This is a genomic window from Streptomyces sp. NPDC058534 (assembly GCF_042717365.1).
Lineage (GTDB): Bacteria > Actinomycetota > Actinomycetes > Streptomycetales > Streptomycetaceae > Streptomyces.
This window is the reverse complement of sequence record NZ_JBHXNW010000022.1, coordinates 100,442-114,542: the sequence shown is the minus strand read 5'-3', so window position 1 is coordinate 114,542 and position 14,101 is coordinate 100,442. Positions and strand designations below refer to the sequence as shown.

The 14,101-nt window shown below is 72.6% G+C and carries 12 protein-coding genes and 1 pseudogene; 8 read left to right on the top strand and 5 right to left on the bottom strand.

Going from position 1 to position 14,101, the window contains the following annotated elements:
• Window positions 1-99 precede the first annotated feature (99 nt).
• On the bottom strand, window positions 100-390 hold the full coding sequence (locus tag ACFWR9_RS16455; protein ID WP_383841885.1) for a hypothetical protein: 291 nt from the start codon (window positions 388-390) through the stop codon (window positions 100-102).
• Between the two features lie 75 nt (window positions 391-465).
• Complete coding sequence (locus ACFWR9_RS16450) at window positions 466-1,263, bottom strand: hypothetical protein (protein ID WP_383841881.1); 798 nt, start codon at window positions 1,261-1,263, stop codon at window positions 466-468.
• Window positions 1,264-1,671: 408 nt separating this feature from the next.
• On the opposite strand from ACFWR9_RS16450, the gene ACFWR9_RS16445 reads away from it, so the two are divergent.
• From ACFWR9_RS16445 to ACFWR9_RS16435, 3 genes and pseudogenes are all read left to right on the top strand, one after another.
• Window positions 1,672-2,487, top strand: coding sequence for a hypothetical protein (locus ACFWR9_RS16445; protein WP_383841878.1), 816 nt, complete (start codon window positions 1,672-1,674; stop codon window positions 2,485-2,487).
• 46 nt (window positions 2,488-2,533) lie between these two features.
• A pseudogene (locus tag ACFWR9_RS16440) lies at window positions 2,534-3,467 on the top strand (helix-turn-helix transcriptional regulator).
• Between the two features lie 335 nt (window positions 3,468-3,802).
• A complete protein-coding gene (locus ACFWR9_RS16435) occupies window positions 3,803-4,018 on the top strand; it encodes an I78 family peptidase inhibitor (protein ID WP_383841875.1) in 216 nt (71 codons plus the stop codon).
• A 7-nt stretch (window positions 4,019-4,025) separates the two neighbouring features.
• Here ACFWR9_RS16435 and ACFWR9_RS16430 read toward each other — a convergent pair whose 3' ends face one another.
• Both ACFWR9_RS16430 and ACFWR9_RS16425 read right to left on the bottom strand, forming a co-directional pair.
• The gene (locus ACFWR9_RS16430; protein ID WP_383841872.1) at window positions 4,026-5,045 is read right to left on the bottom strand and encodes a phosphatase PAP2 family protein; all 1,020 of its coding nucleotides are present in this window, start codon (window positions 5,043-5,045) and stop codon (window positions 4,026-4,028) included.
• Between the two features lie 238 nt (window positions 5,046-5,283).
• Window positions 5,284-6,471: a mannosyltransferase family protein gene (locus tag ACFWR9_RS16425; RefSeq protein ID WP_383841869.1), complete on the bottom strand. Its 1,188-nt coding sequence runs from the start codon at window positions 6,469-6,471 to the stop codon at window positions 5,284-5,286.
• A gap of 256 nt (window positions 6,472-6,727) precedes the next feature.
• On the opposite strand from ACFWR9_RS16425, the gene ACFWR9_RS16420 reads away from it, so the two are divergent.
• Window positions 6,728-8,332 (top strand): MFS transporter, encoded by a 1,605-nt coding sequence (locus ACFWR9_RS16420; protein ID WP_383841866.1) that lies wholly within the window; start codon window positions 6,728-6,730, stop codon window positions 8,330-8,332.
• A gap of 196 nt (window positions 8,333-8,528) precedes the next feature.
• Window positions 8,529-9,722: an acyl-CoA dehydrogenase family protein gene (locus ACFWR9_RS16415; RefSeq protein WP_383841863.1), complete on the top strand. Its 1,194-nt coding sequence runs from the start codon at window positions 8,529-8,531 to the stop codon at window positions 9,720-9,722.
• A 57-nt stretch (window positions 9,723-9,779) separates the two neighbouring features.
• Here ACFWR9_RS16415 and ACFWR9_RS16410 read toward each other — a convergent pair whose 3' ends face one another.
• Window positions 9,780-10,217, bottom strand: a complete 438-nt coding sequence (locus ACFWR9_RS16410; RefSeq protein WP_122617409.1) for a cell division protein SepF — start codon at window positions 10,215-10,217, stop codon at window positions 9,780-9,782.
• A 289-nt stretch (window positions 10,218-10,506) separates the two neighbouring features.
• Here ACFWR9_RS16410 and ACFWR9_RS16405 point away from each other — a divergent pair, with 289 nt between their 5' ends.
• The 3 genes from ACFWR9_RS16405 (at window position 10,507) to ACFWR9_RS16395 (ending at window position 13,713) form a co-directional block, all read left to right on the top strand.
• The gene (locus tag ACFWR9_RS16405; protein ID WP_383841860.1) at window positions 10,507-11,697 is read left to right on the top strand and encodes a DUF5685 family protein; all 1,191 of its coding nucleotides are present in this window, start codon (window positions 10,507-10,509) and stop codon (window positions 11,695-11,697) included.
• A gap of 121 nt (window positions 11,698-11,818) precedes the next feature.
• The gene (locus ACFWR9_RS16400; protein WP_383841857.1) at window positions 11,819-12,604 is read left to right on the top strand and encodes a DUF1684 domain-containing protein; all 786 of its coding nucleotides are present in this window, start codon (window positions 11,819-11,821) and stop codon (window positions 12,602-12,604) included.
• 203 nt (window positions 12,605-12,807) lie between these two features.
• Window positions 12,808-13,713, top strand: coding sequence for a S1 family peptidase (locus ACFWR9_RS16395; protein WP_383841854.1), 906 nt, complete (start codon window positions 12,808-12,810; stop codon window positions 13,711-13,713).
• Window positions 13,714-14,101: the final 388 nt, after the last annotated feature.

Sequence of the window (14,101 nt, the reverse complement as noted above, 5' to 3'; positions counted from 1 at the left end):
GGGCGCGACCCGCGGGGCGCTAATTATTTGTCGGGGTGTACCGCGGTGGGTGGGCCCCCCCCGCCCGGGGTCCCCCCTCTCTCGTCGTACGGGTGGCCGTCAGACACCCCTGCGCGGGGCCGGTGGCAGCGCGGCCGGGACGTGCGGGGTCCCGACCCGCTGCCACACCGACTGCTGGCCGACGCGGGCGCTCTGGGCCCCCGCGCTGTAGGCGCTGTACGAGCCTCTGCCGCGCGGGATGCTCCGGAAGGCGGTGAACCCCAGCTCCTCCTCACCGCTGCGATCGCCCGGCAGCGATCGGAAGGACCTGACGTACTCGGCGTAGAGCGCGTCATAGATCGGCGTGGTCGAGGGGCCGCCATGGCGGTGGAAGGCGTCGTATGCGTACACGTATGTCCAAACGACCTCACGCTGGAAGGGATGCGGCCCAGGTGGCGGTCGCCCGGCACCCGTGTGAAACCCCGGTCAGGTGCCCGCCAGCGGCAGCGCCGCCGCGACCAGCTGTCCGCCCGCCGCCGCCTTGTCCAGTGCGTCCCGCAGCAGGTCCTCGCGGGGCTGCCGGCCGATCGATCCCACGGGCGCCGCGAACATCAGCACCTGCTGGTGCTTGTTGGCCGCCGTGCGCCAGCCCTCGGTGACCTGGAGGGGCTGGTGCGCCTGCCACCAGGCCACCGGCCGGCCGCCGTCCGTGCCCGGCTGCAGCACCGCGTGCAGCTGGCCCATCGCGACCAGCACCGACCAGCCGTGCAGCACGGAGGGCGTGGAGGCCAGCTCGGTGACCGGCATGAAGCCCTGTTCGATCAGCAGCGGCAGGAAGTCGTCCCCGGCGCCGGCCGTCCCGGGCCGTGCGATCGGCGCGGTCGGCTCCACCACGAGGGCCGGGTGCAGCTCACCGGCGATCAGGAGCAGACCGCTGGTCACGCCGAGCACCGCCTGCTCGGGGGCCTGCTCGGGCGCGGCGGGCCGCTGCTGCTCCGGCCGGGCCTGGTCGGCGTTGATGGACCGCACGGCGCCCTGGAGCTGCTCCTCGGTGACCTTGACGGTCTGCGAGGGCAGGCAGCCGGCGTGGGCGAAGGCGAGGACCGCGGTCTCGTCGCCGATGAAGAGAACGGTGCTGGTGCGCTCCTGCTCGCAGTCGCCCGGGGTGCGACAGGACGTGCAGTCGTAGCTGCCCGGGGCGGACACCCCGACGAGCAGGCGGTCGGCTTCTTCGTCGCCGATCTCGGCGCGTACGTCGTCGCTGACGTCGAGCATGCGCGGCACGGGGGCTCCCTCGGGATGCGGTGCGTGACCGGACCGGGTGGCTCCTGGTCCGTGGTCCGGGCGGGTCCCCGGCTCATGCAGAGACAACGGGTGATCTGTGGCGGGAGTCACGCCTCATGGCCAACGGAATCGAACCACGCGACGCGCTTGATCGTCTCCCGGCCGCCTTCGCGGCGGTACACCCAAGTGACCTGCGGTGTACGGGGGTTGAGCCCGGAGGCAGACCGCGGCCGCCGCCGCCGGAAGTCGACAAATCAGGAAATCAGTGAATGAACCGGGTGACTGGAAATGGCCGTGGTCCCGGCAGATACTCCGGTCGTGACCACATCGCAATCGGACACGAACAACCAGAAGGCAGGGTTCCGGGTCTAACCGGACGACGAGAAGCCCAGGGAGGAACCGCATCGCATGACGCCGCCGAACCCGACGGCCGCCCCGCTGCGCGCCGACTGCGTCGGCGACTCCGCGGGCGGCCTGACCTTCGACGTCGCCGCGCGCGGGAACGCCGGGGCGGCCCTGCTCGTCCTGCGCCGCCGTGACACCGACGCCGACGAGACGGTCAGCCTGCCGCTGGCCCCGGCCGCCGACGGCCTGCTGCGCGCCGCGCTGCCCAGCAGCGTCTCCCTGCCCGAGGGCCGCTGGGACGCCTACGCCGCCCTGTCCGACGGCGAGCCCCGGCGCCTGGTGCCCGGCGTCACCGACCTGCGCTCCCTCGCCGCCCGCATCCCCGGCGGGCTGCTCGGCCACGTCGCCGTCCGCATCCCGTACGCCACCCGCCAGGGCAACCTCACCGTCCGCAGCTGGCTGCGCGCCCCGCACGCGGAGACGGCGGAGCTGGGGCTGGTGACCGGCGGCCTGAGCGTGCGCGGGCGGGTGTACGGCACTCAGCTGACCCCCGGCGCCCACGCCGAGCTGCGGGCCAGGACCGGCGCCGGCGGGGGCGGCGTGCGGCGGGTGGACGTCGTCACCGAGCGGACCGACTTCGGCTTCACCGTGCGCTACGACACCCTGGCGCCGGGCGACTGGGACCTGTGGCTGCGGCCCGCCGGTGAGTCCGGACCGGTCGTGCGCCTGGCGCGACTGCTGGACGACGTCGCCGACAAGCACCCGGTCCTCACCTATCCCCCCGCGCGGGTGCTCACCGCGGACGGCCCCGTGGAGGCCGGGCCGTACTACACCGGGGACAACGACCTGTCGCTCTCCGTCGTCCCGCTGGGTCCCTGACACTCGCGGACAGAACCTGTCCGCGACCACTGGCAGACTCGGCGCCATGCTCGAGACCTCGGCACGACTGCTGCGGCTGCTCTCCCTCCTCCAGGCCCACCGCGAGTGGTCCGGCACCGGCCTGGCCGACCGGCTCGGTGTCTCCCCGCGCACCGTGCGCCGGGACGTGGACCGGCTGCGCGAGCTGGGCTACCCGGTCAACGCCAGCCCCGGCACCGGCGGCGGCTACCAGCTGGGCGCGGGCGCCGAGCTGCCGCCGCTGCTGCTGGACGACGACGGTGGGGGTCCCCCCCCGCCCGAGCCTGGTTCGAGGGTGGGGGAAGTCGCCGTCGCCGTCGGGCTGCGCGGGGCCGCCGGGCAGGGCGTCGAGGGCATCGGCGAGACCTCCGTCCGCGCCCTCGCCAAGCTGGAGCAGGTGCTGCCGAACCGGCTGCGCCGTCGCGTGGGCGCCCTCACCGCCTTCACCGTGCCGATGCTGCGGGACCCCACGTCCGCGGCCGTCGACCCGGCCGTCCTGACCGAGCTGGCCCATCTGTGCCGGGACGGCGAGCGGCTGCGCTTCGTCTACCGGAGCCACGACGGCGGGGAGAGCCGCCGCACCGTCCGCTCGGCGGCCTCCTCCAGGGGCACCAGCAGCCGCACGGTGGCGTGTGTGGCGTACGCGCGCGTGGAGACGCCCTCGGAGACGTAGGCGGCCAGGTCCTCGGCGGGCGGCTCACGCGGGACGAAGCGGGGGCCGTGCGGCGGCCTGGGGGTGATCCGGTCGGCCCGGAAGGTGCGCCAGTCCGCCGGCCAGCTGCCTGCTGCGCACCGGCGCCGGGAGCCTGGACGTGATGGTGGTGCACGTGATGCTGCTCGGCTTCGACTTCGAGGTGCTGGAGCCGGCGGAGCTGACGGAGGCGATCCGGGCGGCGCGCGACCGGCTCGACCGGGCCCTGGCCCGGCCGCGGCAGCCCCGGGGAGATGGGGAGAAACTGTGAGCAGGAGGTGGTTTTCCTGTGTCCCGTGTTCGGTCCGTGTAAGCGACCCCGAAGTCGCCCGCAAGTCCGTTCGGGGATGTTCGAGTGCGAAATGCGGACCGGCCCGGGGGTGCAATGCGGGTCAATTGCGTCCGCCTATTCGACGGGCCGCCGCGACACGCGGTAATTCACCTCACCCGCCCGCGAAAGGCGTACGGAACCGTCCGTCCGGGTGACGGAGTTCCCGTAAAACGCGCACCGTGATCCTGTGACAGAAATGTGACCGTAGGTGCATCCGCGCCCCGTGTTACCGGCCTGGGCTTCCCCGGTCCGGGGGCAGGGCATAGCGTGGCCGTATGGCACCGATTCCGACACCCCCGGCCGAACCCCAGGACAGCCCGGACGGCTACGTCGGCCTCGCTTCCGACGAGGCCGAGCGGCTGGCGCGGGAGCGTGGCTGGTCGACGGTGCGGTCCCTGGCACCGGGCACGATCATCACCATGGAGTACCGCGTGGGCCGCCTCAACTTCGAGGTGAAGGACGGCCGCGTGTCCCGGTCCTGGAAGGGCTGAGGCGCGCTCAGCCGCCCGACAGGGGGCGTGCGGCCGGGGCCGTGTTGCGCGGGTGACGGTCGGCGTGCGGCGGCCGCCGGCTGCCCGCGGGGGTCACCGGCGTACGGTCCGAGCGCGCCGTGTGCGGGCCCGGCGCCAGATGCGCCGGGGCGCCGTGGGTGCGGGGCGAGGCCACCGGCTCCCGGGACGGCGCGTCCTCCCGGCCGGAGACGGGCGGGGTGAGGACCAGGGGCGGGCCGACCGGCCGACTCATGGCGCCCTCGCTGCCGCGGCGGGCGTACCAGCGGTCGCGCAGGCCGAGGATCCAGGCCTCGGCACGGGTGATCAGCGGTTCGAACCAGGGCAGCGCCAGCAGGATCAGCAGTCCGGCCGCCCAGCCGAGGAGCACGTCGCTCAGCCAGTGCGTACCGAGGTAGACGGTGGACATGCCCACCCCGAGCGAGGTGACCGCCATCAGGGCCGACAGCCAGCGCCGCGCCCTCGGCGTCGAGGCCAGGTAGGCCAGGATGCCCCAGGTCACGACGGCGTTCGCGGTGTGACCGCTCGGAAATATATCGCCGCCGAGCCACATCTCGTTGGCGCCGATCGTGGTCGCGTAGTGCGGTCCCAGCCGGCCCATGCCGTACTTGGCGGCACCGACCGTGACGTTCAGCAGGAGCAGGGAGACACCGAGCGCGAGCAGCGGGCGCAGGGTGTGCTGCCGCCAGGAGCGCCAGCCCAGCCAGGCCGCGACCATCACGGCGGTGGGGCCGCGCTGGCCCAGGACGACGTAGTAGTCGACGAAGGCGTGGATCTCCGGCCACTGCTGGTAGGGCCGGAAGAACATGACCTGCCAGTCGAGCCGGACCAGCCACGAGCTGATCACCACGGCCCACACGATCGCGGCATAGAACGCGAGGGTTCCGGCGAACAGCGCGATCCTGTGCCGGCTCATCTCCGGCACGGCCAGGAGCGCCGGTCGTTCCGGCTCCCGGTCCAGTCTCGCGAACACCCGGTCCAGACGGGTGAGCTTCCGTTCGGTACGCACCCAATCGACGTTACAGCGAGTGAGGAGTGATCCCGGCCGAATCAACGGCTTTGTGATGACGATGTGATGTGGGATTCCTCTCAGGTGGCGCTCTATTCCCGGCGAATGCGCAATCCCCGTCGGCTGTGGGCTTCAATTCCTTTGATCGGTTCGGTCGACGGTTTTATCGTGCTTATGAATCAGTTAACCGAATGCTGGTACGGAATTCTTCCGGCGGCCACCGGGCGCCCGCGGCCGGTCAGGGCGGTCCTGACCCGTTCAGCCAGAACGCCCCGTACACCGCCGACGCCGCCGCGAGGCACCCCACGACAAGTGCTGACCTGGACGTTCGCACCTTGGCCAGGGCCACGGCGAGGGGCAGCAGCAGCGGGAAGGCGGGCAGCAGCAGCCGGGGCTTGGAGCCGAAGTAGCTCGACGCGCACAGGGCGAGGACGACGACGAGGCCCGTGTACACCAGCAGCGCGAGCGGCTGGCGCCGCCGTACGCACACCACGTACAGCCAGACCAGCAGCGCGACCCCGACGATCAGTCCCACGCCCGCCAGGGCCCCCGGGAGTGACGTGAACTTCCCGGCGACGAAGCGGGCGAAGGCCGCGCCCCCGTCGAAGCCGTTGCGCCAGCCGGCCTGCACGTCGAGGTAGCCGAGCGGGCCCCCGCCGGTGCGGTGGCCGACCCACAGCACGTAACCGGCGGCGCCCAGGGGCGCGAGGAGCATGCCGAGCACGCGCCGTGCGCCGTCGCCGGGGGCGCGCTCCGGCCGGTGGGCGCCGTCCGGGACGGCGTCGCTCCGGCTTCGCACGAATGCCCCGACCGCGGCCACCCACACCGCCGCCGCCACCGCGAGCCCCACCGGGCGGGTCAGCCCGGCCAGCGCGGCCAGCGTCCCCGCCGTCACCCAGCGCCCGGTCAGCACCGCGTACAGCGACCAGGCGGCCAGCGCCGTGAACAGGGACTCGCTGTACGCCATCGACTGCACGGCCGCGACCGGCAGCACCGCCCACAGCAGCACGGCGCACACGCCGACGCTGCGGCCGTACAGGTGCTCCGCCACCGCGAAGATCCCCCAGGCCGCGGCGAGCGAGGCGAGCAGGCTCACGACGAACCCGGCGTCCGCGTACGACAGGGGCGTCACCGCCGCCCCGAGCCGCTCCAGCCACGGCAGCAGCGGGAAGAAGGCCAGGTTGGAATGCACGTCCCCGTTGGGCAGCCGCACCTCGTAGCCGTACCCCAGCTCGGCGACCCTCGTGTACCAGAGGGAGTCCCAGCGGGCCGTCAGCAGCGTGTACGCGCTCTTGTCGCGGGCGGCGCTCCACAGGGCCAGGGCGAGCAGGCCCAGGGCGCGTACGGCCGCGTAGCCCAGGAGCGCCGGGGCGGCCCGGCGCAGGGCACCGGGACGGTCCGCCGTGCGCGTCTCAAGATCGGTCACGGGCCCGATTATCTGCCGGGCGGGGCGGCGGCCCGTCAGCAGGGGCGGGCGGGCCGCGGCCTCGGTGGCAGATGCCGCACAGCTCACGGGGGATGTGTGAGGCCCGCCACATGTGCGGTGCGCGCTCTCGCGTAATCTGGCCAGTCACTCGCGTTCCGTTGCACGGCCCGGAGACCTCCGCTCCTCTCCGGCGACCCGCAGGGGAGTCCCCACCCCGCGCAGCCCGCCGGACGCGAGGGAACATGGAGGTACGTACATGTCCGGTACGACCGCGGCTGCCGCCGAGCTGCGCCGTCGGGCTGCCGGGGCCGGTGCCAACCGCTGGGTGGTCCTGGTCGTCCTCTGCGTCAGCCTGCTGCTCGTCGCCGTGGACGCCACGGTTCTCCACGTGGCGGTCCCCGCCGTCACCGAGGACCTCAGGCCCGGTGCGATCGAGCTGCTCTGGATCGTCGACATCTATCCGCTGGTCTGCGCCTCGCTGCTGATCCTCTTCGGCACGCTGGGCGACCGGGTGGGCCGCAGACGGGTCCTCCTGCTCGGCTACGCGCTCTTCGGCGTCGCCTCCGCGCTGGCGGCCCTCGCCGACAACGCCCAGGTCCTGATCGCGGCCCGGGCGCTGCTCGGTGTCGGCGGCGCGATGATCATGCCCGCGACGCTGTCGATCCTGCGCCAGGTCTTTCCCGACCGTCGGGAGCGGGCGCTGGCCATCGGCATCTGGAGCGCGGTGGCCGCGGTGGGCGCGGCGGTCGGGCCGCTGCTCGGCGGGTTCCTCCTGGAGCACTTCTGGTGGGGCTCGGTCTTCCTCGTCAACATCCCGCTGATGCTGGTCAGCCTGCCGGTGGGGCGGCTGCTGCTGCCCGAGTCGAAGGGCGACGGGCGCGGGCCCTGGGACGTGGTCGGCGCGCTGATGGCGGCGGCCGGTCTCTTCGGGGTCGTCCTGGGCGTGAAGCGGCTGGGCGGCGGCGAACCGGTGGCGAGCGTGTTGACCGTGCTGCCGCTGGTGCTGGGCGCGGCCCTGCTGGTCGGGTTCGTACGGCGGCAGCGGCGGCGTACGCATCCGCTGGTGGACCTGGAGATGTTCCGGCGGCCGGCCTTCAGTACGTCCGTGGGGTGCATCGTGCTGGCGATGCTGGCGCTGGTGGGCCTGGAGCTGATCGCGGCGCAGTACCTGCAGCTGGTGCTCGGGCTGTCGCCGCTGGAGACCGGGCTGCGGCTGCTGCCGCTGACCTTCGCGGCGATGGCGGCGGGGCTGGCGGGCGCGCGGATGCTGCGGCGGTTCGGGCCACGGCGGATGGTGTGCGCGGGGTTCTGTCTGACGGCCTTCGCGGTGGTGCTGCTGACGGCGCTGGGGCGGAGCGACAACTGCGCGCTGATGCTGTCCGGATTCGTGCTGCTCGGGTTCGGTCTGGAGACGACGCTGTTCGGGGCGTACGAGTCGATGCTGAGCGAGGCGCCGCAGGAGCAGGCGGGTGGGGCGGCGGCGATCGGCGAGACGTCGTACCAGCTCGGTGCGGGGATCGGGATCGCGCTGCTGGGGAGTGTGATGAACGCGGCGTACGCACCCGGGGTGGCGGGGGGTGTGCCCGGGGTGCCGTCGTCGGCGTCTTCGGCGGCGGGGCATTCGTTGGGGGAGGCGTACGAGGTTGCTGCGCAGCTGGGCGGGCCTGCGGGGGTTGCGCTGCGGAGGGCCGCGGGGGATGCGTTTGTGCACGGGCTGCATGTGACGTTGGTGGTGAGTGGGGGGTTGTTGTTGCTGGGGGCGGTGATGGCGTTGCGGTTGCCGCGGGTGATGCAGTGCGAGGGGGAGGCGGTGTCGGTGCCCGCGCCGCGGGACGCGGTGGAGTCACGCGTCTCGGTGTGACCGCAGGGCGTCACCCACCCACGCACCACCCGTTCACCGTCGGCCAGGAGGCGGACGTCGCCAGTGGGCATGCGGCGACGTTGGTGGCTTGCGGTGCGTGGGTGGGAGGCAGGGTGGACGTGCGCCACACTGCCGCGTAACGTCGGCGTCGAGCCGTAACTAGCACTGCTAGTTTTATCGTCCCGGAGGGTGCCCCATGGCCTCGTCCCACAAGTTGCCCGCCTTCGACCCCGTCGACCCCCTCGGCATCGACGACCTCCTGGACCCGGAGGACCTGGCGATCCGGGACACCGTGCGGGGCTGGGCCGCCGACCGCGTGCTGCCGTACGTCGCCGACTGGTACGAGAAGGGCGAGCTGCCCGGCATCCGGGAGCTGGCCCGCGAACTCGGCGGCATCGGCGCGCTCGGCATGTCGCTGGAGGGTTACGGCTGCGCCGGCGCCACCGCCGTGCAGTACGGCCTCGCCTGCCTGGAGCTGGAGGCGGCCGACTCCGGCATCCGCTCCCTGGTCTCCGTGCAGGGTTCCCTCGCCATGTACGCGATCCACCGCTTCGGCAGCGAGGAGCAGAAGGAGCGATGGCTGCCGCGCATGGCCGCCGGCGAGGTCATCGGCTGCTTCGGGCTGACCGAGCCCGACCACGGCTCCGACCCCGCCAACATGCGCACCCACGCCAAGCGCGACACCGGCGGCGACTGGGTGCTCAACGGGCGCAAGATGTGGATCACCAACGGGTCGGTCGCCGGCGTCGCCGTCGTCTGGGCGCAGACCGAGGACGGCATCCGCGGCTTCGTCGTGCCCACCGACAGCCCCGGCTTCTCCGCCCCCGAGATCAAGCACAAGTGGTCGCTGCGGGCCAGCGTCACCAGCGAGCTGGTCCTCGACGACGTACGGCTGCCCGCCGACGCCGTACTGCCGGAGGCCACCGGGCTGCGCGGACCGCTCGGCTGTCTCACCCACGCCCGCTACGGCATCGTCTGGGGTTCGATGGGCGCGGCCCGCAGCTCGTTCGAGGCGGCCGTGGAGTACGCGAAGTCGCGGGAGCAGTTCGGGCGGCCCATCGGCGGCTTCCAGCTGACCCAGGCCAAGCTCGCCGACATGGCGGTCGAACTGCACAAGGGGATCCTGCTCGCCCACCACCTGGGGCGGCGCATGGACGCCGGCCGCCTGCGTCCCGAGCAGGTCAGCTTCGGCAAGCTCAACAACGTACGCGAGGCCATCGACATCTGCCGCACGGCCCGCACGATCCTCGGCGCCAACGGGATCTCCCTCGAATACCCCGTCATGCGGCACGCGACGAACCTGGAATCGGTGCTCACCTACGAGGGCACCGTCGAGATGCACCAGCTGGTGCTGGGCAAGGCGCTGACCGGACTCGACGCCTTCCGGTAGGACAGGCCCCGGGGAGTCCGGCGTGGGGCGGGCGGGGCCGTGGTGAACGGCCCCGCCTCAGCTCTGGTTGAAGAAACCGTCGGAACGGTGCGCGGCGGGCTCGCCGCTGATGACCTGCGTGTCGGCCGGGCTGAGCAGGAACACCCGGGTGGACACCCGCTCGATCGAACCGCGCAGACCGAAGATGAGCCCGGCGGCGAAGTCGACGACGCGCTTGGCGTCGGTCGCCTCCATGGCCGTCAGGTTCATGATGACCGGGACCCCCTCCCGGAACAGCTCGCCGATGGACCGTGCGTCCCGGAAGCTGTCCGGGGTGACGGTCGCGATGCGGCGGCCCTTCTCCTCGGCCACGTCCGAGGCAACCTTCACCCGCGGGTCCGTGACCCAGGCGTCCCCGGACTCGGTGCCCTCGGAGTAGTCGTCGTCGTAGTAACGCTCGTCATCGTTGTCGTCGACGAGGCCGAGCCACGCACTCGCCTTGCGTACCGATCCCATGGACGCCTCCTCTCACAGCGGTCTTTCGTGCTTCCGCATCCCTATGGTCATCCATGATGCGGACGTCGCGCCAAGTGAATAGACGCCGCCCGGGGGGTTTGTGACGGTACTGGTGCACAGCGAATCCGTCGAGAGTCCTTGTGTCCCAAGGGTCGTTTCCCAAACGGCTGCTGACTGTGAGTGAAATATGATTCTTCGCGGCGGACGGGTGAGGCGGGGTGCGTACGGGTGAAGGGGGTGCTCGGTACGATGCCGCAGCTCAGCGTCGTACCAACCACGGGGGAGCGTCGTGTTCGGAATCGTCAGGCCGTGCAGGCACCGGCTCGGGGAGAGCCTCACGAGCCAGTGGATGGCGCATTTGTGCGGGTTGTGCCTCGCTCTGCGCAAGGACCATGGACAGTTCGCGCGCATCGTGACGAATTATGACGGGCTTCTCATATCGGTTTTGACGGAGGCTCAGGCCGGGAGAGGTGGTGCGGGAGCCGGGCGGCGCACCGCCGGGCCCTGCCCGCTGCGCGGAATGCGGACCGCGTCCGTCGCGCACGGCGAGGGGGCCAGGCTCGCGGCGGCCGTCTCGCTGGTGCTCGCCTCGGCCAAGGTGCGCGACCACGTCGCCGACGGGGACGGCCTGCTGGCCCGTCGGCCGGTGGCCCTCGCCGCCCGCCGGGTCGCCACCGGCTGGGACGCGGCGGGAGCGCGCGGCGGCAGCGCCGTCGGGTTCGACACCGCCGTCCTGGTCGACGCCGTGGACCGGCAGGGCGGCATCGAGGCGCTCGCCGGGCCCGGCACACCGCTGCTCACCGTCACCGAGCCGACCGAGACCGCCACCGCCGCCGCCTTCGCGCACACCGCGCACCTCGCCGGCCGCCCGCACAACGCCGAGCCGCTCGCCGAGGCCGGGCGCCTCTTCGGCCGGCTCGCCCATCTCCTGGACGCCGTGGAGGACCGGGAGACCGACGCCGCGGCCGGCGCCTGGAACCCGCTCACCGCGACCGGTACTCCGCTCACCGAGGCCCGGCGGCTCGCCGACGACGCGGTGCACGGGGTGCGGCTCGCCCTGCGCGAGGCGGAGTTCGGAGACGGGCGGCTGGTGCACCGGCTGCTCGTGCACGAGTTGGGCAACTCGGTCGACCGGGCGTTCGGCGCCGTGTCGTGCGCCCACGGCAGCCACCCGTACGCCCCTCCCGGCACCCCGGGCGCGCCCGGTGGCCCCGGTGGGCCGACGCCCCCGGAGCCGCCCCGGCGCGACCGGCGGGGGCTGCTCGCGGGGTGCGCCGTGTGGGTGGGGCTGGCCTGTACGTGCCAGCTGTGCTGCGGCACCTACCACGACCCGTGGAGCGGGGAGCGCAAGGAAGGGACGTGCGCCAACTGCGACTGCGGCGGGTGCGACGGGTGCTGCAGCTGCTGCGACTGCTGCAGCAACTGCTGTGACGGCGACGGGTGCGGGTGCGACGGCTGCGACTGCGGTTGCAGCTGCTGAGCGACCGTCGGCCCGTCAGCCGCCGAAGGCCTGATCCTCGTGCCGCATCCGACCAGGGCGAGGGCGCCACCCCTCCGTTCCCACCTCGGTCTGGGCGATCCGGTATGGAAGGGTTCATCCCATGACGACGGACGCATCCGACGAGTGGAAGCGGTGGCACGAGCACCGCGTGGCGACGGTGTCGGCGCCCTACGGGCCGCTCGCCCTCACCGGCACGCACTGGCTGGCGGACTATCCGGACGGACAACTTCCGGACATCCCCGGGCGGTGGACGGCGGACGGCGACGCGGTGCTCCTGACGGCCACCGGTGCGGACGGGCTCACCGTGGACGGAGCGCCCTTCGACGGCGAGGTGCGGCTCACCGCCGACGCGGGGCCCGCCGGTGAGGCCCGGGTGGCGCTGGGGGAGCGGCGGCTGGTCGTGCTGGTCCGCGAGGGCCAGTGGGGCGTGCGCGACTTCGACCCGGCGGCCGGCCCGCGGCGGGAGTTCCGCTCCATCGCGGCCACCCCGTACGATCCGCGCTGGTCGGTGCCGGGGCGCTTCACGCCGTACGGCACCGGGCGGCGCAGTGTGCGGGTGCCGAACGCGGACGGCAGGGAGCGCGGCCTGGCCCTCGGCGGGGAGCTGGCCTTCGCGCTGGGCGGTCGGGAGCACACGCTCCAGGTGAGCGTCGAGGACGACGGTTCGCTGTGGGCGGTCTTCGCCGACGGCACCAGCGGAAGCACCAGTTACCGCTTCCGGTTCCTGCGCCCGGCCGCGCCGGACGCCGAGGGCCGTACGACGGTCGACCTCAACCGGGCGCTGCTGCCGCCGTGCGCGTTCGCCGACCACTTCGTCTGTCCCTTCCCGCCGCCGGGGAACACCCTGGCGGTCCGCGTCGAGGCCGGAGAGCGGGGACTGCGCTGAGGTTCGGCGGGGGTTGGTAAAAGTTTGAAATATTGACGACCGAAAGACACTCTTGCGCCGACCGGTCGTTCGGCCGAATACTCCAACCTCAGCGTTTGTCAGGGGCACGACGCATCCGGAACCCGGAGGTCCGCCCATGCCTGCGCCTCACGGGCCCCAACCCCACACGAGGGCCCCCGACTTCCCACGTGGAGGAACGAAAAGTGAGGATCAAGCGCACCACCCCCCGCAGCGGCATCACGAGACGGACTCGGCTGATCGCCGTATCCACCGGCCTCGTGGCCGCGGCCGCCGTCGCGATCCCCAGCGCGACCGCGGCGCCCACCCCGGCCACGTTCAGCGCCGCCGAACTCAGCAGTGCCAGCGGCGCGGTACTCAAGGCCGACGTCCCGGGCACCGCCTGGGCCGTCGACAGCAAGTCCGGCCGGGTGCTGCTCACCGTCGACAGTACGGTCTCCCAGTCCGAGATCGCGAAGATCAAGGAGCAGGCCGGCGCCCAGTCCGGCGCGCTCACGGTCAAGCGCACCCCGGGCACGTTCAGCAAGCTCATCCAGGGCGGCGACGCCATCTACTCGAACAGCGGGCGGTGCTCCCTCGGTTTCAACGTCCGCAGCAGCAGCGGCACCCAGTACTTCCTGACCGCGGGTCACTGCACCGACGGTGCGGGCACCTGGTACTCCAACTCCGGGCGCACCTCGGTCATCGGCTCGACGGCCGGCTCCAGCTTCCCGGGCAACGACTACGGCATCGTGCGGTACTCGGGGTCGGTCAGTAGGCCCGGCACCGCCAACGGCGTGGACATCACCCGCGCGGCCACCCCGAGCGTGGGCACCACCGTCATCCGCGACGGCTCCACCACCGGCACCCACAGCGGCCGCGTCACCGCCCTGAACGCCACCGTCAACTACGGCGGCGGCGACGTCGTCGGTGGGCTGATCCAGACCACGGTCTGCGCCGAGCCCGGCGACTCCGGCGGCTCGCTCTACGGCAGCAACGGCACCGCGTACGGTCTGACCTCCGGCGGCAGCGGCAACTGCTCCTCCGGCGGTACGACGTTCTTCCAGCCGGTCACGGAGGCCCTGAGCGCCTACGGCGTCAGCGTCTACTAGTCCGGCCTGGCCCGGCTCGTCCTGGCCGGGCCTTCGGGACTCGGTCGGCAGCACAACGAGCCCCCGTACACCACCCGGTGTGCGGGGGCTCTCCCGTGCCCGGGGCGGGACGCCCCCGCGCGACCACCGCGTGTAGACGCACACTCGACGGCCGGAAGGCAAGGGGTGGTTTTCGGACAGGGCGGGGCCGGTCGGCCGGTCTTCGGTTACTCGCCCGTAGCGTTTGCTGGCGCGTTCACTCCGCGAATCCTGCTGGAAGGGACATGAATGGTGAAGGACGTGTGACCACGCTGGAGTTGTCGTGCGCACGTCCTGAAGTCGACCTTGTGTGCCCCCTGTGGAATCGGAAGAGTTAGCGCTCGTCAACCAGCCTTCCGGTTCGCGAGGT